General features: G+C 57.3%; 23 protein-coding genes. 5 read left to right on the top strand and 18 right to left on the bottom strand.

The window, feature by feature from the left end; translation table 11 throughout:
• Window positions 1-52: 52 nt before the first annotated feature.
• The 3 genes from ACSOSI_RS05010 to mak all read right to left on the bottom strand — a co-directional run bounded on the left by ACSOSI_RS05010 (window position 53) and on the right by mak (window position 1684).
• Window positions 53-439: a type II toxin-antitoxin system VapC family toxin gene (locus ACSOSI_RS05010; protein WP_112363955.1), complete on the bottom strand. Its 387-nt coding sequence runs from the start codon at window positions 437-439 to the stop codon at window positions 53-55.
• A complete protein-coding gene (locus ACSOSI_RS05005) occupies window positions 436-669 on the bottom strand; it encodes a type II toxin-antitoxin system Phd/YefM family antitoxin (RefSeq protein WP_012005478.1) in 234 nt (77 codons plus the stop codon). The genes ACSOSI_RS05010 and ACSOSI_RS05005 overlap by 4 nt, the downstream gene beginning before the upstream one ends.
• A 106-nt stretch (window positions 670-775) precedes the next feature.
• A complete protein-coding gene (gene mak / locus ACSOSI_RS05000; protein ID WP_261422888.1) occupies window positions 776-1684 on the bottom strand; it encodes a fructokinase in 909 nt (302 codons plus the stop codon).
• Between the two features lie 210 nt (window positions 1685-1894).
• On the opposite strand from mak, the gene ACSOSI_RS04995 reads away from it, so the two are divergent.
• The gene (locus ACSOSI_RS04995) at window positions 1895-2635 is read left to right on the top strand and encodes a response regulator (protein ID WP_135344604.1); all 741 of its coding nucleotides are present in this window, start codon (window positions 1895-1897) and stop codon (window positions 2633-2635) included.
• On the opposite strand, the gene ACSOSI_RS04990 is transcribed toward ACSOSI_RS04995, so the two are convergent.
• The 6 genes from ACSOSI_RS04990 to ACSOSI_RS04965 all read right to left on the bottom strand — a co-directional run bounded on the left by ACSOSI_RS04990 (window position 2610) and on the right by ACSOSI_RS04965 (window position 8929).
• A complete protein-coding gene (locus ACSOSI_RS04990) occupies window positions 2610-3626 on the bottom strand; it encodes a carbohydrate kinase family protein (RefSeq protein ID WP_261099016.1) in 1017 nt (338 codons plus the stop codon). The genes ACSOSI_RS04995 and ACSOSI_RS04990 overlap by 26 nt on opposite strands.
• Window positions 3623-4483, bottom strand: coding sequence for a ketose 1,6-bisphosphate aldolase (locus ACSOSI_RS04985; protein ID WP_012005474.1), 861 nt, complete (start codon window positions 4481-4483; stop codon window positions 3623-3625). Before ACSOSI_RS04985 ends, ACSOSI_RS04990 begins: the two co-directional genes overlap by 4 nt.
• A gap of 11 nt (window positions 4484-4494) precedes the next feature.
• Window positions 4495-5181 (bottom strand): D-lyxose/D-mannose isomerase, encoded by a 687-nt coding sequence (locus ACSOSI_RS04980; RefSeq protein WP_017891795.1) that lies wholly within the window; start codon window positions 5179-5181, stop codon window positions 4495-4497.
• A 63-nt stretch (window positions 5182-5244) separates the two neighbouring features.
• Complete coding sequence (locus tag ACSOSI_RS04975; protein WP_012005472.1) at window positions 5245-6189, bottom strand: ABC transporter substrate-binding protein; 945 nt, start codon at window positions 6187-6189, stop codon at window positions 5245-5247.
• A gap of 201 nt (window positions 6190-6390) precedes the next feature.
• Window positions 6391-7380, bottom strand: coding sequence for an ABC transporter permease subunit (locus tag ACSOSI_RS04970; protein WP_017891794.1), 990 nt, complete (start codon window positions 7378-7380; stop codon window positions 6391-6393).
• A 28-nt stretch (window positions 7381-7408) separates the two neighbouring features.
• Window positions 7409-8929 carry a sugar ABC transporter ATP-binding protein gene (locus tag ACSOSI_RS04965; protein ID WP_112363959.1) on the bottom strand — a complete coding sequence of 507 codons (1521 nt, stop codon included), beginning with the start codon at window positions 8927-8929 and terminating at the stop codon, window positions 7409-7411.
• A 141-nt stretch (window positions 8930-9070) separates the two neighbouring features.
• Here ACSOSI_RS04965 and ACSOSI_RS04960 point away from each other — a divergent pair, with 141 nt between their 5' ends.
• From ACSOSI_RS04960 to ACSOSI_RS04950, 3 genes are all read left to right on the top strand, one after another.
• Complete coding sequence (locus ACSOSI_RS04960; protein ID WP_476706642.1) at window positions 9071-11683, top strand: ATP-binding protein; 2613 nt, start codon at window positions 9071-9073, stop codon at window positions 11681-11683.
• 88 nt (window positions 11684-11771) lie between these two features.
• Window positions 11772-12683, top strand: coding sequence for a recombination-associated protein RdgC (rdgC, locus tag ACSOSI_RS04955; RefSeq protein WP_012005468.1), 912 nt, complete (start codon window positions 11772-11774; stop codon window positions 12681-12683).
• A 411-nt stretch (window positions 12684-13094) separates the two neighbouring features.
• On the top strand, window positions 13095-13298 hold the full coding sequence (locus ACSOSI_RS04950; protein WP_476706641.1) for a hypothetical protein: 204 nt from the start codon (window positions 13095-13097) through the stop codon (window positions 13296-13298).
• Between the two features lie 96 nt (window positions 13299-13394).
• Here ACSOSI_RS04950 and ppnP read toward each other — a convergent pair whose 3' ends face one another.
• From ppnP to ACSOSI_RS04915, 7 genes are all read right to left on the bottom strand, one after another.
• Window positions 13395-13685, bottom strand: a complete 291-nt coding sequence (gene ppnP, locus ACSOSI_RS04945) for a pyrimidine/purine nucleoside phosphorylase (protein ID WP_012005467.1) — start codon at window positions 13683-13685, stop codon at window positions 13395-13397.
• A 211-nt stretch (window positions 13686-13896) separates the two neighbouring features.
• The gene (locus ACSOSI_RS04940; protein ID WP_012005466.1) at window positions 13897-14574 is read right to left on the bottom strand and encodes an AroM family protein; all 678 of its coding nucleotides are present in this window, start codon (window positions 14572-14574) and stop codon (window positions 13897-13899) included.
• A 4-nt stretch (window positions 14575-14578) separates the two neighbouring features.
• On the bottom strand, window positions 14579-15508 hold the full coding sequence (locus ACSOSI_RS04935) for a DUF1177 domain-containing protein (RefSeq protein ID WP_476706640.1): 930 nt from the start codon (window positions 15506-15508) through the stop codon (window positions 14579-14581).
• A 32-nt stretch (window positions 15509-15540) separates the two neighbouring features.
• A complete protein-coding gene (locus ACSOSI_RS04930) occupies window positions 15541-17106 on the bottom strand; it encodes an OPT/YSL family transporter (protein ID WP_476706639.1) in 1566 nt (521 codons plus the stop codon).
• Between the two features lie 195 nt (window positions 17107-17301).
• Window positions 17302-18075 (bottom strand): IclR family transcriptional regulator, encoded by a 774-nt coding sequence (locus ACSOSI_RS04925; protein WP_261408410.1) that lies wholly within the window; start codon window positions 18073-18075, stop codon window positions 17302-17304.
• Between the two features lie 303 nt (window positions 18076-18378).
• A complete protein-coding gene (locus ACSOSI_RS04920) occupies window positions 18379-18579 on the bottom strand; it encodes a YaiA family protein (RefSeq protein ID WP_026142228.1) in 201 nt (66 codons plus the stop codon).
• Window positions 18580-18625: 46 nt separating this feature from the next.
• Entirely contained in the window at window positions 18626-19030 is a 405-nt protein-coding gene (locus tag ACSOSI_RS04915; protein WP_476706638.1) for a nuclear transport factor 2 family protein, read from the bottom strand.
• 100 nt (window positions 19031-19130) lie between these two features.
• On the opposite strand from ACSOSI_RS04915, the gene ACSOSI_RS04910 reads away from it, so the two are divergent.
• The gene (locus ACSOSI_RS04910) at window positions 19131-19904 is read left to right on the top strand and encodes an AraC family transcriptional regulator (protein ID WP_476706637.1); all 774 of its coding nucleotides are present in this window, start codon (window positions 19131-19133) and stop codon (window positions 19902-19904) included.
• Between the two features lie 19 nt (window positions 19905-19923).
• Here ACSOSI_RS04910 and aroL read toward each other — a convergent pair whose 3' ends face one another.
• Complete coding sequence (aroL, locus tag ACSOSI_RS04905; protein WP_218217479.1) at window positions 19924-20448, bottom strand: shikimate kinase AroL; 525 nt, start codon at window positions 20446-20448, stop codon at window positions 19924-19926.
• Between the two features lie 116 nt (window positions 20449-20564).
• Complete coding sequence (locus ACSOSI_RS04900) at window positions 20565-21083, bottom strand: GNAT family N-acetyltransferase (protein WP_476706636.1); 519 nt, start codon at window positions 21081-21083, stop codon at window positions 20565-20567.
• Between the last annotated feature and the right edge of the window lie 23 nt (window positions 21084-21106).

Here is a 21106-nt window from a genome sequence, read left to right as displayed (position 1 = left end):
AGCACCGGCGAAAGGGAGCCGGTGCCTAGTGAACCCCCAGGGTTAACCCGCTTTAGCGCCGGGCGTCAAACACCCGGATGCCATACTGCGGAAAAGCGGCGTCGGCGGAAACCAACGTCAGCCCTTCGGCCTGCGCCTGGGCGATCAGCATGCGATCAAAAGGATCCTGATGATGCGGCGGCAACTGGCCCGCCTGCTGCCCGTGAAAGGCCGCCATCGGCAAAGGCAAAAAATCTTCTGCATCAATTATCTCGAAGATATCCTCCGGCAGCGTCAGCTTGCCCTGCGCACGCTTAATCGAAATCTCCCAAATGCTGGCCGCGCTGACATACACCACGTTGCCGGGATCGGCGATCTGCCTTCTGGCGTTCTCCCCCAGGCTGGGATCGTCTATCAGCCACCACAACAGCGCATGGGTATCCAGCAGCAGACGTTTCACTCGTCGCCCTCAAACAGTGCGGTGATGTCTGCATCGCCATCATTAAAATTGTCCGGTACGGTGAATTGGCCCCTGGCAGCACCCGGCTTGCGGGTTTGCCCCTTGATGGCCACCAGCTGAACATAAGGCTTCCCTGCTTTCGCTATAATCACGGTCTCTCCCTGTGCGGCTTTATCCGCCAATTGGCTCAGGTTGGATTTGGCTTCGTGCATATTGGCCTGAATAGGCATACGCGATCTCCTTAGCTAAGTTAGCTAAAGCATAGAGGGGAGTCCAGTTTTTGTACAGCAGATTGATTAAAGCGCGAGCAGGCCCGCGCTTTTTTTGCAACGGTAATTAAAGTTGCGGCCACAGCCACGCCGCGCCGCGCACGCCGCTGGAATCGCCGTGTACCGCCTTGCGGATCGGGGTTTCGCATTCGCCACCGAACACCCAGGATTTCACCAACTGCGGCACCCGCTGGTACAACCGATCCACGTTGCTCATCCCCCCGCCCAACACCACCACGTCCGGATCAAAAATATTGATCACGTGCGCCAGCGATTTCGCCAGCCGCAGCTCGTAACGGCTGATGGCCTGCTCCGCCACCGCATCCCCTTGTGCCACCAACGTCATGATTTCATGACCTTTTAGCGGGTTACCGCTCAAACGGGCATAGTCGGTGGCAAAACCAGTACCGGAGATAAAGGTTTCAATGCAGCCCTGCTTCCCACAGTAACAAGGAACCTCAGCGCGAAAACGCAGCTCGTCCTCATCCAACCACGGCAGCGGGTTATGCCCCCACTCGCCAGAGATACCGTTCCCGCCCGAGTGTGCCTGGCCGTTGATCGCCACTCCAGCACCGCAACCGGTGCCGATAATCACCGCGAACACGGTTTGCTTGCCGGCGGCTGCACCATCGGTGGCTTCCGACACTGCCAGGCAGTTGGCATCGTTGGCAATACGCACTTCACGGGCCAGCATCGCCGACAGGTCTTTATCCAGCGGTTGGCCGTTGAGCCAGACCGAGTTAGCGTTTTTGACCAGCCCGGTATAGGGCGACAGCGTGCCGGGAATGCCGACGCCGACCGAGCCTTGCTGGCCGGTATTTTCTTCTGCCAATTTCACCAGACCGGTAATCGCATCCAGCGTTTGCTGATAATCATGGCGCGGCGTGGCGATGCGATGGCGGAACAGTTCCTGCCCATCGTTGGCCAACGCGATCACTTCAATTTTGGTGCCACCCAGGTCGATACCAATGCGCACGATTTTTCTCCTCAATGCACAACAACGTTGCCACAGCCTAATATATTCGGTTGCCAGGATCACTCAATCAGCGCCGAGTGTGACGGTGATGGCAATTTCCGCATCAGACTCACACCGGCTGCCGCTTATTAATTAGCCATCGGGTACACTGCATTTAACCAGTTAACTTGTTGATAACATTTTCCGCATCCTAAAATCCGGAGAGCAGCGATGAAACCTGCCGTATTGATCGTCGACGACGATCCTGCCATTTGTGACCTGCTCTGCGACGTCCTCAATGAGCATGTGTTTAGCGTGCATGCCTGCCACCGGGGCAGCGAGGCGTTAACCTTACTCAGCCAGCAACCGGATATTGCTCTGGTGCTGCTTGATCTGATCCTGCCGGACACCAACGGCCTGCTGGTGTTGCAGCAGATCCACCGTCTGCGCCCGGATCTGCCGGTGGTGATGTTGACCGGCCTGGGCTCCGAGTCCGACGTGGTGGTCGGTCTGGAAATGGGGGCCGACGACTACATTGCCAAACCCTTTAACCCACGCGTGGTGGTCGCCCGCGCCAAGGCGGTGTTACGCCGTACCGGTGCGCTGGCGCTGGAGCCGGCCATCGCCGGTCGGAACAAAGCCGAAGGCTGGCAGTTCAACGGCTGGTGCCTGGACACTGCCCGCTGCACCCTACACAACCCGCAGCGACAACCGGTCGATCTGACCCAGGGCGAATACGGCCTGCTGCTGGCGCTGGTACAGCACGCGCGCAAAGTACTGACCCGCGATCGCCTGCTTGAGCTGACCCACAGCGAAACGCTGGAGGTGTTCGATCGCACCATCGACGTGCTGATCATGCGGCTACGACGCAAGATCGAGATCAACCCGCATCAGCCCGAGTTGATCCGCACCATTCGCGGGCTGGGCTATGTTTTCGCCGCCGACGTCAGCCAGCCGGTGGCTGCCGCCTGATATAATCCTGCAGTTCCGACAAGGGGCGTGCGCCATCGATCGCGTTGGCGCACAGTAGATTGAACCGCGCACAGGCATGCGCCAATTGCAGCGTCTCTGCCAAAGGCCAGTTTTCATGGCTGGCGTACAGCACCCCGGCGCAGAAGGCATCCCCAGCACCGACGCTGCCGACGATTTCAGTTTCGCCAACCTGCCACGACGGTTGCCAGCGCGCTTCACCGCCTTTCTCCAGTCCATATGCACCTTCCGGGCAGTGGATCACCACTCGCCGCCGCACACCGGCCAGCAATAGCTGTTCTGCGGCCTCGGCCATCAACTGCGGTTGTACCGCACCATTGGCCGCACGCAATGCCAGCCCGGTAAACTCACCGGCCTCCAGCTCGTTGATCACCAGATAATCCAGCCAGCGCAGCGCCGGTAGCACCAGCGGTCGATAGCGCGGATCGCCCTGGCGCGACACTAAATCCAATGACGTTTGATAACCACGCTGCTGCATTTGCGCCAACAGGCGGGCACTGCGGGTGCCAAACTCTTCATCCGGGCGATCCAGGCTGTCGAGCAGCAGCAGATAACCCAGATGGAAAATTTTATGTTCACTGTGCAGTTGGTCGAAATCGGCCAGATCCAACTGCCGGTTGGCCCCCGGCGCGTGAAAAAACGTCCGTTGGCCGCCCGGCTCGGTCATCACCTGCGACATGGCAGTCATCGCCGTTTCGCTACGTCTGACCAGACCACTGTCGACCCGGTGCTGCGCCAGCATTTGCAGAATGTAGTCGCCGTCTGCGTCGCAGCCGATCAACCCGAGCGCCGCCAACGGCAGCCCGGTCTCCATGCGTGCCAGCGTCAGCAACACATTAAGCGGCGCACCACCGGTAGCGCGCTGGCTGTGTTCTATCTCAACCAGCCAGCCCGGCTGCGGCCAGTGCGCAATTTGATGCACATGATCCACCAGCATGTTGCCGGCCGAAACAATGCCACGCCGGCTCATCACAACCGCCCGGCGCTGCCGAAAATATGCATTTGCTGCTGCACCACTTCGCTGATCGACTGCTCCACCGCCAGCAACACTTCGGCAAATTCATCGTAAATCGCGTGGCGTTGCGTTATCCGCTGCTCCACCGCCCCCAGCGCCGCCTGAGACATGCCGGTATAGAAATTGATTTTGTGAATTCCCAGACCAATGGCGCGTTTGAAATCGGCGTCGCTGATGCCGGAACCACCGTGCAGCACCAGTGGGATCCCCGCCTGCTGCTGGATAGCCGCCAACCGCTCGAAATCGAGCTTCGGCTCGCCTTTATATTTGCCGTGCGCATTGCCAATCGCCACCGCCAGCGCATCAATGCCGGTCAATTCGACAAATTCGCGCGCCCGCTGCGGGTCGGTAAATTTATTGCTGTCGGCCTCGCCGTACAGCGCGCCGCCTTCGTCACCGCCGACCGCCCCCAGCTCAGCCTCAACCGAGACGCCGACCGCGTGACACATGCGCACCACTTCCTGCGTCTGACGCACGTTCTCTTCGTAGCTCAGGCCGGAACCGTCAAACATTACCGAGCTGAATCCCAGCCGCAGCGCCTGCACCACCGCCTCGAAATGCAGGCCATGATCCAAATTCAACACCACCGGGATATCATGCTGCGCCACTTCACTTTTAATCGCCGCCACCAGGGACTCCAGCGAGACGTATTTAAAGTGCACTTCGGCAATATTGATAATAAACGGCGATCGCGCCGCCTGCGCCGCAGCAAACAACGCACGCAGGAAATGGCTGTCGAGCACGTTGAATGCGCCCAGCGCATAGCCGTGTTGACGAGCCTGCGCCAAACCCTGCGCCAATGAAATCAATGCCATGCTGGTTCTCCTTAAGCGATAAAACGCAAGTATTCATGACACAGCAACCACTGCGGTGGCTGGTCCTCTTCAATCTGGCTAAAGCGGCTGAGCGGCTGCAGGAAACGGTTGTCGTTATCGTCATCGTTTACCGTCGACACTTCCCCTACCAAAACGTCTCCGAAGCCCTCTTCGCCCCAGAAACTGTGATAGATACCCGGCGTGAGACAGATGCTTTCTCCCGGCGCCAGGCGCAGGCGCGAACCGGCGGCGTGGGTCTGGCGACAGCCATCCAGCGTCACGGTCACGGCGGTCTCGGCCAGCCCTTCCCGAGAGTCTGCGTTGTGCAGTTCAACGATCAGGTTGCCGCCGCCGCGGTTAATAATGTCTTCCCGCTTACGCCAGTGGAAATGCATTGGCGTCACCTGAGCTTCGCGGCAATGCATGATTTTCTCCGCATAACCTTTGGCGTAAGGCTGCCCGCCGGGTGAACCGTTGCGCAGGGTAAACAGCGTTAGCCCCTTGCGGGCAAAATCATCGTCGCCGAACGCCGTAACGTCCCAACCCAGTTTCAGGTCAAACACCTCCTGCCACGGCTGGCGATCGAGCTGCTGCCAGACCGAGGGGCTAAAATGGGCGAAGGGCGGCAACTGGACGTCGAAACGGGCAAAAAAGTGTTGGGTTTGCTGCAGAATTTGATTCACGGCGGAACGGTTCATGGTACCTCCGCAAGCGGTAGGGGAATGAGGGGCCCTGTCTGGCTGGGCCCCGCCGATAACAGGTTATTTCACCGTCCAGCCTTTGTAGCTGCCGATATTGTTTTTATCGATCATGGTTACCGGGATCAGCACCGGTGCGGTTGGCGCAGGTTTACCCTGCAGAATGTCGTAACCGATCTCGACCGCCTTGGCCGCCATCACCTGCGGATCCTGCGCCGGCGTCGCGACAAACAGCGATTTCCCGCCACGCTTGAGCGCCTCTTCCCCGTCCGGCGATCCATCCACGCCAACGATAAAGAACTCGCTGCGCTGCGCCTGTTTGGCCGCCAGATCGGCGCCGATCGCCGTAGGATCGTTAATTGCGAACACGCCGTCGATCTTCGGATTGGCCGCCAACAGCGCGGTCATGATCTCCAGCCCGCCTTCACGGCTGCCCTTGGCGTTTTGGTTATAGGACAGCAGCTTGATCTCCGGGTGTTTCTTCAACTCGGTCATGCAGCCTTCGACCCGGTTTTGCACGGCAGACACCGGTGGCCCGTTGATGATCACCACGTTGCCCTTCTCTTTCAGGCGATCGCTGATGTATTTACAGGCCATGGCGCCGGCCTGGGTGTTATCCGAGGTGATAGTGGCATCGGCACCTTCGGCCGCCACGTCAACCGCCACTACCACGATACCGGCATCCTTGGCGCGTTTTACCGCCGGGCCGATACCCTTGGAATCCGCGGCGTTCAGGATGATCATGTCAACCTTGGCAGCGATAAAGTTATCGATCTGCGCCACCTGCTGGCCAAGATCGTAACCGCTCGACACCAGCGTCACGTTGACCTTATCGCCGGCCAACTCGCGCGCCTTCATTTCTGCACCCTTGGTGATCTGGACAAAGAACGGGTTGGCCAAATCGCCCACCGTCACCCCAATCGATTTCAACTCTTTTGCCTGCACCAACGAGGCACTGCCGAGCGCGGCAGTAACCAGCAAAGCGGTAATCAATGGCTTGAAACGCATAGTGTTTTCCTCATTATTTTCCGATCTACGAAAACCTGCCCCGGTGGGCGCCAACCTTTCTTTATCACTCAACCTTACCCTATGAATTTCAAGTTGCAGCTAGGCGCCCAGCTAGTTCATCCCCAGGCGCTTACTAAAGTTAAGTAACTGGGGTGGGCTAGTGCAGGTAACAACGCTGCAGCTTGAAAGACACCGGGTAAGTTAGTGTTGGTAGTTGCGGGTGCGATATTTGTCGATTAGCACAGCTATGATGATCACCGCCCCCTTGATCACCAACTGCCAGAAGTATGAGACGCCCATCAGCGTCATGCCGTTGTTCAGGGTGGCGATAATCAGCGCCCCCACCAGCGTGCCGGTAATGGTGCCAATGCCGCCGACAAAGCTGGTGCCGCCGAGGATCACCGCGGCAATCGCATCCAGCTCATAGCCCATGCCGAGGTTGCCGTTGGCGCTGTACAAGCGTGAGGCACTCATTATTCCCCCCAGCCCTGACAGCAAACCGCTCATGCCGTAGACGAACAGCAGCACCGCACCGACCTTAATCCCGGTCAGGCGCGCCGCCTGCATGTTGCCGCCCACCGCGTAGATATGTACCCCCAGCGTGGTGCGGCGCAGAATGAACCAGCACAGCGCAATTACGGCAAAGGCAATAATCACCAGCCAGGGGATCGGCCCCAGATACGAGTTACCGATCCATTCGAAACTGATATCGGAATTGATGATGGTGGTGCCGTCGGCCAGCAGATAAGCCGCGCCGCGCAGTGCGGTATAGGTCCCTAGCGTGACAATAAAGGGTGGTAAACCGGCGTAGGCCACCAGAAAACCGTTAAACAACCCCATGCCCAAGCCGGCCAGCAGCGCCAGTGGGATCGACAGCCCGGCCAGCCCCGGCATCAGTGAAACCGCCATCGCCACCACCGCCGTGGTGCCCAGCATCGAGCCAACAGAAAGATCGATACCGCCGGTCAGGATGATGAAGGTCATACCCGCCGCCAGCACGATGTTAATCGACGCCTGCCGGGCAATATTCAGCAGGTTGGCGTCGGTAAAGAAATTCGGTGCAACAAAGCCGAAAACGGCGACGATCAGGATCAATATCGGCAAAATGCCGACGGTTTGCATCATATCGCCCAACAATGCCCGTTTCAGCGTGGGATTTTTTGCGGCGGGTGGCAGCGGGTTCGAAGTCATGACAGGCTCCTTGAGCGTAGGGATAGAATTATTCATGGCTGGCCGCCTCCAGGGCGGGTTCGACGCCGGTGGCCAGCGTCATAATGCTCTCCTGGCTGATCTCTGCGCCGCTCAATTCCCCGGCGATACTGCCTTCGTGCATCACATAAACCCGGTCACTCATGCCAACCACCTCGGGCAGTTCACTGGAGATCATCAGGATCGCCACTCCCTGCTGCGCCATCTGACTCATGATGCGATAAATTTCGCTTTTGGCACCCACGTCAACGCCGCGAGTGGGTTCATCGAGGATAAGAATACGCGGGCCGATCGCCACCCAGCGTGAAATCAGCAGCTTCTGTTGGTTGCCGCCGGACAGCCCACCGGCCCGTACCTGAGCATGCGGCACGCGGATATTCAGCAGGCCGATGGCGTCGCTGGAAATACTCTGAGCCTTACGCCGATTCAGCAGGCCATAACGGCCGTCACGCTCCAGCGTCGCCATAACGATATTTTCATGCGCTGCCAGATCGAGAAACAGGCCCTGCTCTTTGCGGTTTTCGGTGAGAAAACCGATGCCCAGCGCAATGGCGTCACGCGGTGAACGGATATTGACCGGCTTACCGTCAATTTCCACCGTACCGCCGCTGGACTTGCGCACGCCGAAAATCAGCTGCGCCAGTTCGGAGCGGCCGGCGCCCACCAGCCCGGCCAGGCCGACGATCTCACCGGCACGCACCTGCAGGCTGACCGGTTTCACCTTCTTGCCGTCAGTCAGGCCATGCAGCGTCAGACGTGGTTCGCCCACCGCAATACCCTGCTCCTTGTTGAACAGATCGCTCAACGGGCGCCCCACCATCATGCGTACCAATTCGCTGGCGGACAGTTTGTCGCGCATCAGGCTGCCAACATACTGGCCGTCGCGCAGCACGCTAACGCGATCCGACAGCTCGTAGACTTCCGCCATGCGATGGCTGATGTAAATGATCGCCATCCCCTCATCGCGCAGACGCTTGATCAACTCAAACAGCCGATGCGTCTCACGCGAAGACAGCGCCGCCGTCGGTTCGTCCATCACCAGAATGCGGCTGTTGCGGTGCAACGCTCGGGCGATTTCCACCTGCTGCTGTTCGGCAATGGTTAATTTCATCACCCGATCGCCGGCGCTGAACTGCGCGCCCAAACGATCGATGACTTTCTGTGCTTCCAGCAACATCTGCTGGCGCTTCACCAGGCCGCCGCGCTGGATCTCGCTGCCCAGAAAAATGTTCTCCGCCACCGTCAGATTCGGTGCCAGATTCATTTCCTGGTAAATCAGCGTGATGCCTGCCGCCAGGGCATCTTTTGGCCCTTTAATGGCAAACGGCTGCCCATCGATAAAAATTTCCCCGCTGCTGGCGATATAAGCGCCGGCCAATATTTTCATTAAGGTGCTTTTACCCGCGCCGTTTTCACCCATCAGCGCGTGGATCTCACCGCTATAAACCGTCAGGTTGACGCCCTTCAGCGCGTAAAACTGACCAAAACTCTTGGCGATGTTGTGCATTTCCAGGATCGGGGTCGCGCTCATCGTCATACCTCGGGTTGCGGTTCGGATTGAGTGCAGTTAACCACGCATAAATAAATGCAAAATGTCAGCGGCCGTTCATCTTTGTCATATTGTTAATGGGACGGGGATTTATAATGCGGACAGTCAGTTACGGGGGATCCAATGCGCAGACTGCCTTTCCTAGCCGGTGCACGTGGGCGCCTGCTGATGTTCAACCTGTTGGTGGTGGCGGTGACGCTGATGGTCAGCGGCGTGGCGATCGTCGGCTTTAACCATGCGGGCAAGCTGCAGGAACAAGTTCAGGCGCAAACGCTAAATGAGATGAACGGCAGCATGGCGCTGAGCCGGGATACTTCGAACGTGGCGACCGCCGCCATTCGGCTATCGCAGGTGGTGGGTGCGCTGGAGTATCAGAGCGAGTCAGCCCGGCTGAAGCAAACCCAGCTGGCGCTGCAAGCCTCTCTGGGCCGACTGGCGGACGCTCCGCTGGCACATAGCGAGCCGGAGCTGGTGCAACGCATCATCAGCCGCAGCAACGCGTTGGAAACCAGCGTGACCCGCATGCTGGATCTCGGTCACGCACGGCATCTGCAACGCAACATTCTGCTCAGTGGGCTGTATCAGGCGCAGAGCACGCTGCGGCATATTGCCAGCCTCAACCAACGTAATAATCAGAACCCGCCCTCGCTGCCGCTGCTGAGCCAGATCGACCGGCTGCTGGCGATCGCCATTCAAACCCCGACGCCCAAGGCCGCCGCCCAGCAACTCGACAGCGTGATGGCTTACTGGCCGCAGCACAGCCCGGATGCCTTGGTCGACGAGAAAATGCGCCAGTTTCGCGACAGCGAACAACGCCTGCTGCCCGAAACGCTGGAGCTGGAGCAAAGCGATCTGGCCCTGGCCTATTACACCTACCATATCAAAGCCTTAGTGGCGATGCTCAATGACGACATCAATCTCTACGTACAGAAGGTGGCAGACGAGTCGGAGCTGCGCACCCATCAAACCCATCGTGAACTCAGCTCCATCAGCTGGTTTATCGGCCTGTTCGCCCTGCTGGCGCTGGTGATTACCGGCTTCGCCGGGTGGTATATCTACCGTAATCTGGGATCGAACCTGACGGCAATCGCCGGTGCCATGACGCGGCTGGCGCGCGGCGAACGTGAGGTCAGCGTACCGGCACTGCAGCGCCGTGATGAACTGGGCGATTTGGCGCGGGCATTCAACGTCTTTGCACGCAATACCGCCTCGCTGGAGCAAACTTCTCGCCTGCTGAAAGAGAAAAGCACCCAGCTGGAAACCACCTTTCTGGCAATGCGCGACGGCTTTGCGCTGTTTGATAACGACGGCCAACTGGTGGTATGGAACCCGCAGTATCCGCTGCTGCTGGGGCTAAACGAACACCAGTTGCACCGTGGCCAACACTACCGCGAATTACTGCAACACGTGACGCCCCCGGCGGGTCAGCGCTGGGAAGCGGTGCTGGCCAACCTGTCCAGTGAACTGCCGCAGCCGCAGGAACTGCGCCTGAGCGACGGCCGCACCGTCGAGCTGCGCTTCAGTCCGGTGCCCAATCGCGGCGTAGTTAACGTGGTATTGGAACGCACCGAGCGCAAAGCGCTGGAAGAGGCGCTGCTGCACAGCCAGAAAATGAAGGCGGTCGGTCAGCTCACCGGCGGCCTGGCGCATGATTTTAACAATCTGCTGGCGGTGATTATCGGCAGCCTGGAACTGACCACCCAACAGACTCAGGACGCCCAAACCGAACAGCGTATTGCCCGGGCTCTGAAGGCCGCCGAACGCGGTGCACAGCTCACCCAGCGGCTGCTGGCATTTTCGCGTAAACAGGCGTTGCATCCGCAGGCCATCACGCTACAGACGCTGGTAGAAAACCTGCAGGAATTGCTGCGTCATTCACTGCCCACGACGTTGTCGCTAAGCATTGAGACTCAGCGGCCCGGCTGGCCGGCGTGGGTGGATGCCAATCAGTTGGAAAACGCGCTGATCAACCTGGTAGTCAACGCCCGGGATGCCATGGAAGGCCGCAGCGGCGTGGTCAAGATCCGTATCTATAACCAACGAGTGGTGCGCAGCGGTGGCAAAAAACAGGACATGGTGGCGCTGGAGGTGATCGACACCGGCTGCGGCATGTCGGAGGAAGTGAAAGCGCAGGTGTTCGAACCTTTCTTCACCACCAAGGCAGTCGGCAGCGGCAGCGGGCTGGGGCTGTCGATGGTTTACGGCTTTGTTCGCCAGTCCGGCGGCCGGGTGCAGATTGAAACCGCACCGGGCGAAGGCACTCTGGTGCGTCTGCAACTGCCGCGCGCCCCGGCACCGGCAATCGCCCAAGCACCGCCCCTGCCGCTCGAAGAAAGCGACGGCACCGACAGTCTGGTATTGGTGCTGGAAGATGAAAATGACGTGCGTCATACGCTGTGCGAACACCTGCATCAGCTCGGCTACCTGACGCTGGACTGCGCAGACAGCCATGAAGCGCTGGCGCTGCTGCGCCAGACGCCGGATATTGGGGTGCTGGTCAGTGACCTGATGCTGCCGGGCGAACTGGACGGTGTGCAGGTGATTGGGCTGGCGCGGGAGATTAATCCGCGCCTTACCGCGCTGCTGATCAGCGGTCAGGATATACGCCGCCACCACGAAGACACACTGCCCAACGTTGAACTGCTGCGCAAGCCTTTCAGCCAGCGGCAACTGGCGTTGGCACTGCAACGGGCACGCCGCTCAAACGCGGCCGCTGACGCAATTCGGAGGGAATGAGGCGATTTTTCGCCCCTGATTCGTTATTATGCCGCCCTGCTTTTGATGAATAAGCGTGCCAGATGCACGCCCAGCCAGGGATAACATTATGCTGTGGTTTAAGAATTTGATGGTTTACCGTTTGAGCCGCGAAGTGGCGTTAAACGCGGATGAAATGGAAAAACAACTCAGCGCTTTTGCTTTCACCCCGTGCGGCAGCCAGGACATGGCGAAAACCGGCTGGGTTTCTCCGATGGGTTCCCACAGCGAGTCACTGACACACGCGGTTAACGGCCAGATCGTTATTTGCGCGCGCAAGGAAGAAAAAATCCTGCCGTCGCCGGTCATCAAACAAGAGTTGCAGGCCAAGATTGAACGCCTGGAAGGTGAACAACACCGTAAGCTGAAGAAAACCGAGAAAGACGCGCTGAAAGACGAAGTGCTGCACAGCCTGTTGCCACGCGCCTTTAGCCGCTTTAATCAGACTTTTATGTGGATCGACACGGTTAATGACCTGATTATGGTTGATGCCGCCAGCGCCAAACGCGCGGAAGACACTCTGGCGCTGCTGCGCAAAAGCCTGGGTTCACTGCCGGTAGTGCCGTTGACCATGGAAAGCCCGATCGAACTGACGCTGACCGAGTGGGTACGCTCTGGCGAGCTGCCGGCCGGCTTTATCATTCAGGACGAAGCAGAGTTGAAGGCAATTCTGGAAGACGGCGGCGTGATCCGCTGCAAGAAACAGAACCTGATCAGCGATGAGATTGCGGTACATATCGAAGCCGGCAAGCTGGTGACCAAGCTGGCGGTGGACTGGCAGGAGCGCATTCAACTGGTGCTGGCAGACGACGGTTCGCTGAAGCGTTTGAAGTTCGCCGATACGCTGCGCGAACAGAACGACGATATCGATCGTGACGACTTTGCCCAGCGTTTTGACGCCGACTTTATCCTGATGACCAGCGAACTGGCGGCGTTAATCAAGAACACCATCGAAGCCCTGGGTGGCGAAGCCCAGCGCTAAGCCTGCCTTAAAATACCAAGGGCTCTGCATGCAGAGCCCTGATTGCCATATTTCATGGCAGGAAAATCACTCACTTTCCCCACCCATAGTATTTTCTGAATAACTGCCAGCCGTTTTTAATTATGTTTTATCTACGCATATTGATACCACTTATAAATGACATTTAAAAAACCTTATATTCGCATCAATTAAATCATGAAAAGGAATTGTTTATGTTGCAGGAAAATAGATTACAATCCCTCAGACTACTGTCAAAGTCCGTTATTAGGGAGAGCGTGCCGAAGGGGTCGTAGCGGCTTGCCCGCCGGAATGCCCCTCGGTGCGCTAGGCCCGAGTATCTCAGGTTCAAAGGCAACTTTGTTATCACACCCAGAGATTGCAATCTCTCCGTTTAAGCAAAAGGAGTGAGTTGTGAAACAGGAAAGATTAAAAAGATTGATGTTCGTTGCAGGGGTTTCCTTTTCATCATTTTTAATCGTAAACATAAGAGAGTTTTCCTTCCCTACCTCATTAATCAAAGCCTTTTTAGCGTCTATTATCTTCACATTGATTTATGCATTTCTTTCCAGCCACTTCTGGAAAAAGTATGTTCTAAAAATAAAAGATGAAGAATAACCTGAGGGTTCAGCGCCACGTTTTTGCCCAATATCCCAGGTCGTAAACGTCTAAGGGCTCTGCATGCAGAGCCCTGATTTCTCACCGAAGGGGAAATTACTTACTTAAATAACGGCACAGATAGGCGGTCGCGTCGGCCACCTGCAGGTTGAACTCACTGTGGGCCGGTACGAAGAACTTCTCACCCGGCATAAACACCTGCCAGTCCGGCGAGCCCGGCAGCAACACTTTCAACGCGCCGGTAATCACGGTCATTTCTTCCGGCAGGGCGGTGGTGAAGGTGTACTCTCCCTCTTCCATGACACCGACGCTGGTAAGGCCGATGCTGCTACTATCGAAACCGATAGACTTCACTTTCCCGGCAAAATACTCGTTTACTTTCAGCATAGACTGACACCCGCGTAATCAACTTTATGGGAAATCCATATTGGGGGATTGCGGTTGATCTGTCACTGGTTTTTCTCGCGAAATGCGATCGTGGCGCAGAGTAAAACGCTGCCAAGCGATTGACCGTCAGCCTGCCGTTCTGGGTGCACGCCCAAAAACACGCAGCACCGCCCCCGACACACCGCCATATAAGATTTTATTGGCTTTTTAATCAGTCGATTAGCTCAGCAGCCAGCTTGGCCACCAGCGCATTGGACAACAGCACCGGTATTTCCAGCCGAGCCTGCAGGAAATCACGGTGCTGCCGGTGATAACCAATGCAGTCGAGCACCACCACCTGCGCGCCCTGCCGCTGTAGCTCGCTTGCGGCCAACTCCAGCACCGCGTCATCCGCCAAATAAGGGCTGGCGACGGCAAAACAGGGCGGCGTCGCCAGTAACTGCCACTTGCTCGCCTGCTGGCTGATTTGCTCCGCCACCGGCACCACAATCCCCACCCGGTGTTGGCTGACAATGGCAGAAATCAGCGGCGGAATAATGCGGTCCGGCTCCAGCAACAGCGCCTGTTGTGCATGCAACTGGCCAAACTCGCCGGTGCACAACAGCAGGATCACCTCACAGCCCTCCGCTTCCAGTGCATTGATTTTCTGCTGCAACCCCAGTTCGACCCGCGAGGCCGCCAATCTCACCTGTGTGCCGTCCAGCAGGCGTGAAACCAACACCTTCTCTCCGGCCTGCGGTGTATAACGCTCGTCAATCTGGCTGGCCTTCAGCCCGTCCAGCAACCCGACATGCCTCACCTGTTCCGCAGGCAGATAGGCAGACAGCAACGGCATAATGTCGTTGCGCGGTGCCTGACCGATAGTCAGCGTGGCAAATGAAGCATTCATCCGGTTATTTCCTTTTTTGCAGATGACTCAGGCTGCCGTACAGCGCCAGCAACTGTGCGTATTCGTCAGCCTGATAAAAATGACAGGTACAGCGACCAAACTCTTTCGCCACTTCCACCGCAAACTTGACGGTTAGCGCAATATCCACTTCATGGCTGGCGCCGGTACCGCAGCCCGGCACCACCGACTCGGTGCAAATAGCCACGCCAACCACCGGCGCAGAGGTCGCGGTAGAGGGCTGCAGAATGCTGTTCAGATGGTGTACCCCGTTGCCATACGGCGTAATGTCCTGGGTAGTGATCGGGAAGGTCACCGCCGGGCGGCCGCTGGTCATCTCCATAATCCGCAGCAGATCTTCCGCCACCCGCAGGATGTAGCCTTCTTTCACCGTCGGTGACAGCGCGTAGCCTTTGTGATTGATGATGCGGTTGCCCTTGGTAGTGTCGATGGACAAAATCGCATCGGCCTCCGGCACCACTTCATTATCGTTCATCGTCACGTCGTCGATCGGCGAATCCATAAAGTCGACCGGGTCGTGCGGACGGGTTGGCGCATCAGGGCAAATATGGGTGGTGATGATCACATCGCCCGCCAATACATCGCCCTTGCGCTGCATTTCCGCCAGCTTCAGCGCGCTGGCAATAGCGGCGATAGCGCCGTCACCGTCGGACACCAGGCCAATCCGCGTTGGCCGCGCTCCGATGCCGCCCAAGCGGCCGATAATGCCCAGCGTCGGCGCATCCCCACCCTGGCTTTTACCATTGCTGCCGGGGATCTCAATGCGCACGAAGTCGGTCGCGCCTTTTGGCCCACTGGCACGCAGCGTACTGGCGCGGATGCCGGGATAGGACGTGAACAGATCGACAACCTGCTGACCGTTCACATAGGCACTATCAATTAATTCAAAAACCTGCAGCGTTTGTTGCAAACTCATAATCGGCTGACCTCACAATTTAACCGGATGGGTTATTTCCCTTTGCTGGAAAAAATGGAACTGAAAAAGTTATACAGCGCGTCTCCGGCGATAAAACCGGCCGCCATGATTTCCATCGGCGTGCGGCCCTTGTCGCCCCAGCGGCGAATAATCAGAATGCGCAGCGCGATACCGACGATCACCGCCCACCCCGCCAACGCGTTGTTGATCAACAGGCCAGTGGCCAACAGCACGCCGAGCTGACGTTTTGGCCCGCCAATCCACTGCACAATGGCACCTGGGACAGCCCAGACAAGCAGGCTGTAGGCAATGCCCGGCTGCGCACCTGCCTCGATGGTTTTGGCGTACACCCGCGCCACCGGCGGGATCAGGTCCTGCAGGAAGTAGCTGGTATAAGCGAAGTACACCACCGGGATGGCGATGACAAAGGCGATCAGCGCAGCAAACAACTGAATGCGGCGCCCCAGCAGCTCCTGCTGTAAATCTTTGCCGTAGCCGCGCAGAATGAATCCGGCTTTCAGATCAAAGCCCATATCGGCAAACGCCGGGCCGGTGGCGGCGGTAAACCCGGTCAGCACGCACAGCGCCAGCGGCGGGAAGCCAATCAGGATGCCGATAATCAGGGTAATCAGCGCCACCGCAAAGGCCGGGAACCAGCCCGAGTGCATCGCGGCGATGCCGACGATCAGTTCATGCACAAAGGCGGCAAACGCGGCGTAAATCACAAACAGCACCAGCATGCCCAGCGACATCTCGCTGTACAGTCCAGCGGCCAACGCCAACAGCGCGGCAATAACGATATATCCCACCGCGCCCAACCCGAGCGCTTTGCGCACTTCACTGTCGGCCTGGCTATAACCACTGGTATCCGCACGCTTGCTGCGGATCACCTGAACCACCTGGATCAACGCCACCAGTCCGGCACCAACCATCACTCCGTGAGGAATGAAATTCGCATTGATATCGAAGCCTGCCATGGGTTCCGCGTAGGCTCGCAGCAACAGGCCGACACCAAACATGCCCAAAGCCCAGATATTGCCGATAAACGCGGTGCCGAACGCCGCCATCGGGATTTTAAGCATCGAACCGGCGATGCCGACTACCACGCCCACCACCAGCAGCCAGGCTTGCTTGCCACCCCGGTCACCGGCCTTAATGGCTTCCGCCGCCGCGACACCCGGTGGCCAGGCATTGGCCGCAGGAAATATTTTGGTGTCGAACATGCGGTACAGCAGGTAGGCGTCGAGCAACATCGCGGCCGCCACCCCGCAAAACATCGGCAGGATTAGCTGCGGTTGCCCCATCACATAAGGCACGGCAATTGGCATCAGCAGCGAGTTGGCCGCGCCGAAAGTGGCGGAAGAGATCACCGTTTGCGCCAGGTTTTGCGTATGTACCGAACGGTAACGCTGGAACATTTGCAGTGGAATGCGCGCCAACAGCATGGCGATCAACGCGCCAATAATCGACGTGTTGGGCGTCACGCCCAGCGTGGTGATCAACTGCACGCCGATAATTGCGCCGACGATGGACAGCAGCACCATCACCAGCAGAGTACCGATATCTTTCAAAGGATTTATGCTGCTTTTTGGTTTCATAGTTTTCATTTCCCTGAATATTCCCTGGCGTCTGGCAACGTTAATTTCGGCATGAGGTGGCACTCACAGTTCCGAATATTGGAACTGTGAGTGCCATTAAGTATTTATTGCCCATAAATCCAAGATAGATAATTAAGAAATTCCCTGGTGTTGGTTTTCGTTAATTATCAGATACTGACAGAGTGTTCCGGTGCGTTATTTGATCTGTTGCCAATAATCATCACCGAGTTTTTCCGCCAATTGCCGGGATACTGTCATTAATGCTTCCAGCACAGCGGGTGAAAATGGCTGTTCTTCCGCCTGCGTAGGAAAAGACAAGCACAGACCGACCGTCTCATTGCGGTGTTTGTTGGTCACCGATGTCGCCAGCGAACTGATGCCCTGCAACGTCTCATTACGTGCCAGAGACCAGCCCTGCTGCCGGACCTGTGCCAGCTTAGTCAACAATGCTTCCAGCGTTTGCGGAGCATTGGGTGAAGCCACACGGTAGCCTGCGGCAAAACGCGCTATCACCTGCTCATCACTGTCGCGCGCTAGTATCGCCCGGCCTACCGAGGTTTCCGCCACCGGTGAGCGGCTGCCCGCCGGCGTCACCACCTGGAGAAAATGGCGACCGGGGAACATGCGCATCACCATAATTTCCTGCGCTTCCAGCACTGAAACATAACCCGTACAGTTAGTCTGTTGGCTGAGCTGCACCATACTGGCCGCCACGCTGTCGACCAACGGCGTCGACAGATAGTGGCTGGAGACCGATAGCAGCAAACGACCGATTTTATACAGCTTGCTGTCAGGATCGCGCTCCAGCATGCCCTGGGTTTCCATGGTCTGTAACAGGCGAGAGGCCGTGCTTTTTGGCAACGCCAATTGACTCACCACATCACTGAATGAAATACCGGCCTGGCCGTGCATCATTCGCTGTTGTGAAAATAACTTTAATACCGCAGCGGCATTTTCCAGAGTTGTCATCGCACGCCTTGTTCCACTATATGGAACTAAGTTCCTGTTTGATAATTAGAAACTAAAACTCGTACAACTTATCGTCAAGCAGTTTATTTTTTATTCTGCCCATTAATAGCAGCGGATGATGCTTCACTAAATTAAATGCAACGGCTAACGCTGATAAAATAGGCCGATTACCACGCAGTTATTCGAGCATGGCGGTATAAACCAGCATGTCATGCTAATTTATCGTTATCGAGTGAGGTAATTAAAGCAGTAAACGGAATGAATAAAGAAACCGGCCTGATGCCGGTTTCAGAGGGATATTATTTAATCTTCCAGCGCCGGATCTTCATAACGATGCTTGGCATCGAGCGCTTCCTGCTCGGTAGGATGCTCACTGAGTAGCGTATTGGGCTCAATGTCATCGGTGCGCACCTCAAAACGGTGCATATGCAAGCTTGGGTCGCCCCGGTCAACGGCGACCACTCGGGCAGTTCTCGGATAGCCAGGTCGGTTATTTTCGCGCATGCTGATCTCCCGTGTGATTCCACAAGTTTAAGTATAGCAGCGGTATCTATACCGACACGCGTGACCCCAAATCGCGATCGCCGTGTTCGCCTTCCAGCAGCTGCGTCAGCTCATCGCAGGCGCAGATCTTGCCGTCACGCACGCTGAAATGTGCCAATACCTTAACCAGGCTGTGGCTTCCGTCACGTTTTTCCACCCGAACCTGGTGGTGGGTCAGTACCGAATCCCCCTGCCCGGCTACGGCGACTATCTCCAGCGTCATGCTGCGGGTGAGTTGTTTCAGTAACGCCATATGCTGCATGAAGTGGGCGTAATCCAGCGTGTTGCCGTCCACCTGCTGGAGGTAATCTTCACTGAAAAACTCAGCAATCAGCAGCGGCTGGTGTTGTGATGCCGCGACGACCCGTTGCAGGGCCTCGAGCACCAGGGCGGTTGGGGTTTGCAGGCTCATTTTTATCTCCAAAGTTAAACGTTGAGGAGATCATAGATCAGGCAGAGGATGGCATAATAACCGCAACTGGACATTCAATACGGTAAATCGGCCAATCAAGATGATCCTGCAAAGCGAACGACTGTGGCATGAAAAAAAGCACTTAACGCCCTGGCATCAACATACCCGCGGACAGCTCTATTTATTAACCCACGGCATGATTGCGCTGGAAACTCAGGAGCAACAATGGGCAATGACCGCCGGCAGTATCGGCTGGCTGCCAGCGAACTGCGCGCACCAGGCATTGGCCTGTGGCAACGTCGCCGGCTGGAGCCTGTATCTGCCTGGATCCCAATGTGCAGATCTGCCGAAACAACCTCATTTGAGCACGGCTTCCGGGTTGATTTTGGCGTTGGTGGAACGCCTTGCATCATTAGCAGGCCAAAGGCTGAACGCGCCGCAACGGCGACTACTACAGGTATTGCTCGATGAGATGTGCGCGCAGGAAAGTACCCCGTTGCAACTGCCTCTGCCGCAGGACGCACGACTGCTGAAAATCGCCCGTGCGCTACTCAATGAGCCGGCCAGCGAACGCAGCCAGAGTGAATGGGCCGCCTGGGCCGGGCTGAGCGTCCGCACCCTGAGCCGGCATTTCATCAGCGAAACCGGCGTGACTTTCGCCCGCTGGCGCCAGCAGGCTCGGGTGCTCCGTTCGCTGGAGCCATTGTCACGCGGTGAAGCCGTCAATCAGATTGCCGGCGACTGCGGTTATGACAATGTCAGCGCCTACATTGCCGCTTTCCGTCAGCGTTTTGGTACCACACCGGGATTGTATTTTGTTCAGCACGAGACTCATGTTCGGGAGAAAAACGAGGCAGCCGTCAGGCGCAATTGACGGTGCCCCAAGAGAGAGCTTATTTTACCGTTTCCAACTGCAGGGCGGAGAGGATCTGCTCAACCACCTGTTGCGGGCCACCGGTGCCGTCCATCACGTAGTGAGCGGCCTCCTGATACAGCGCTTCACGCGCGGCCAGCACCTCCAGCATTTCTTCGGCAATCGGACGGCCGGTCAGCGTAGGGCGCTGTGTATCTTGCGGGTACTCTTCCAGCCGCTGTGCCAATACTTCGGCGGGTGAACGCAGGTAGATGACCTTGCCGTTCTGACGCATAAAGCGGCGGTTCTCCTCCGCCAGGATCGCACCACCACCAGTGGCAACTACAGTTGACGGTTGAGTGACCGTTTGCAGAGCAATGCTTTCACGGCGACGAAATCCCAGCCAGCCTTCTTGTTCGACCATTTCCGCCACGCTCATCTGCGTGGTCTGCTGCATAAACAGATCGGTATCGACGAATTGATAGCCCAGCGCCAGCGCCAGTGCGCTGCCCACCGTGGTTTTACCGGCTCCGCGCGCGCCTACCATGAAAATGGTTTGTGTCATTACGGGTTGTCCCTTATACGGTGACTTGAGTGCATTTGCTCGCCAGAACCCGGCGTGCTAAATCCTGCGATGGCGTGGTTGCTGCATCATACCGCCATCACTCTGTATTTCAATATTTACGATAGTGTAAATTCCATGGCACAGCGACTGCCGACGGCGAAGCCATCCGCCACCTCTTGCGCCAACCGAGAGCTTAATGATGCGCTGAGCCGCTCAGGGGCTATCGGCCGGAACCCCAGCCGTTGGTAATAGGGTGCATTCCAGGGCACATCAATAAAGGTGGTCAGCGTCAGGCGCTGCGCCCCCTGCAACCTGGCCTGTGCTGCGATCTCGGCAATCAACCGGCGTCCAATGCCCTGACGTTGCCAGTTGGCGGCAACCGACAGTTCAGCGATATGCCAATCCTGCTGTTGCGCCATCACCGCGATAAACCCGGCCGCCTCACCCGCGGTGCTTTCCGCCAGCCATTCCTGCCGCCGCTGAATAAAATCAGTATGCTGCTGCGCATCCATCACCGGGCCTTCGGCAATAAAAGCCCAGGCCGGTTGTTGATGAAATAACTGCGCAGCCGAGCGTTCGACGGCGATCAGTTGAGCAATGTCCTGCAGTTGCGCCAAACGAATTTTCAGGCTCATCGGATCCTCCTTAACAACAGGCC

This window comes from Serratia sp. AR11, assembly GCF_056376275.1.
The sequence above is the reverse complement of the archived record's forward strand: the minus strand, read 5'-3'. Positions and strand labels throughout refer to the sequence as shown.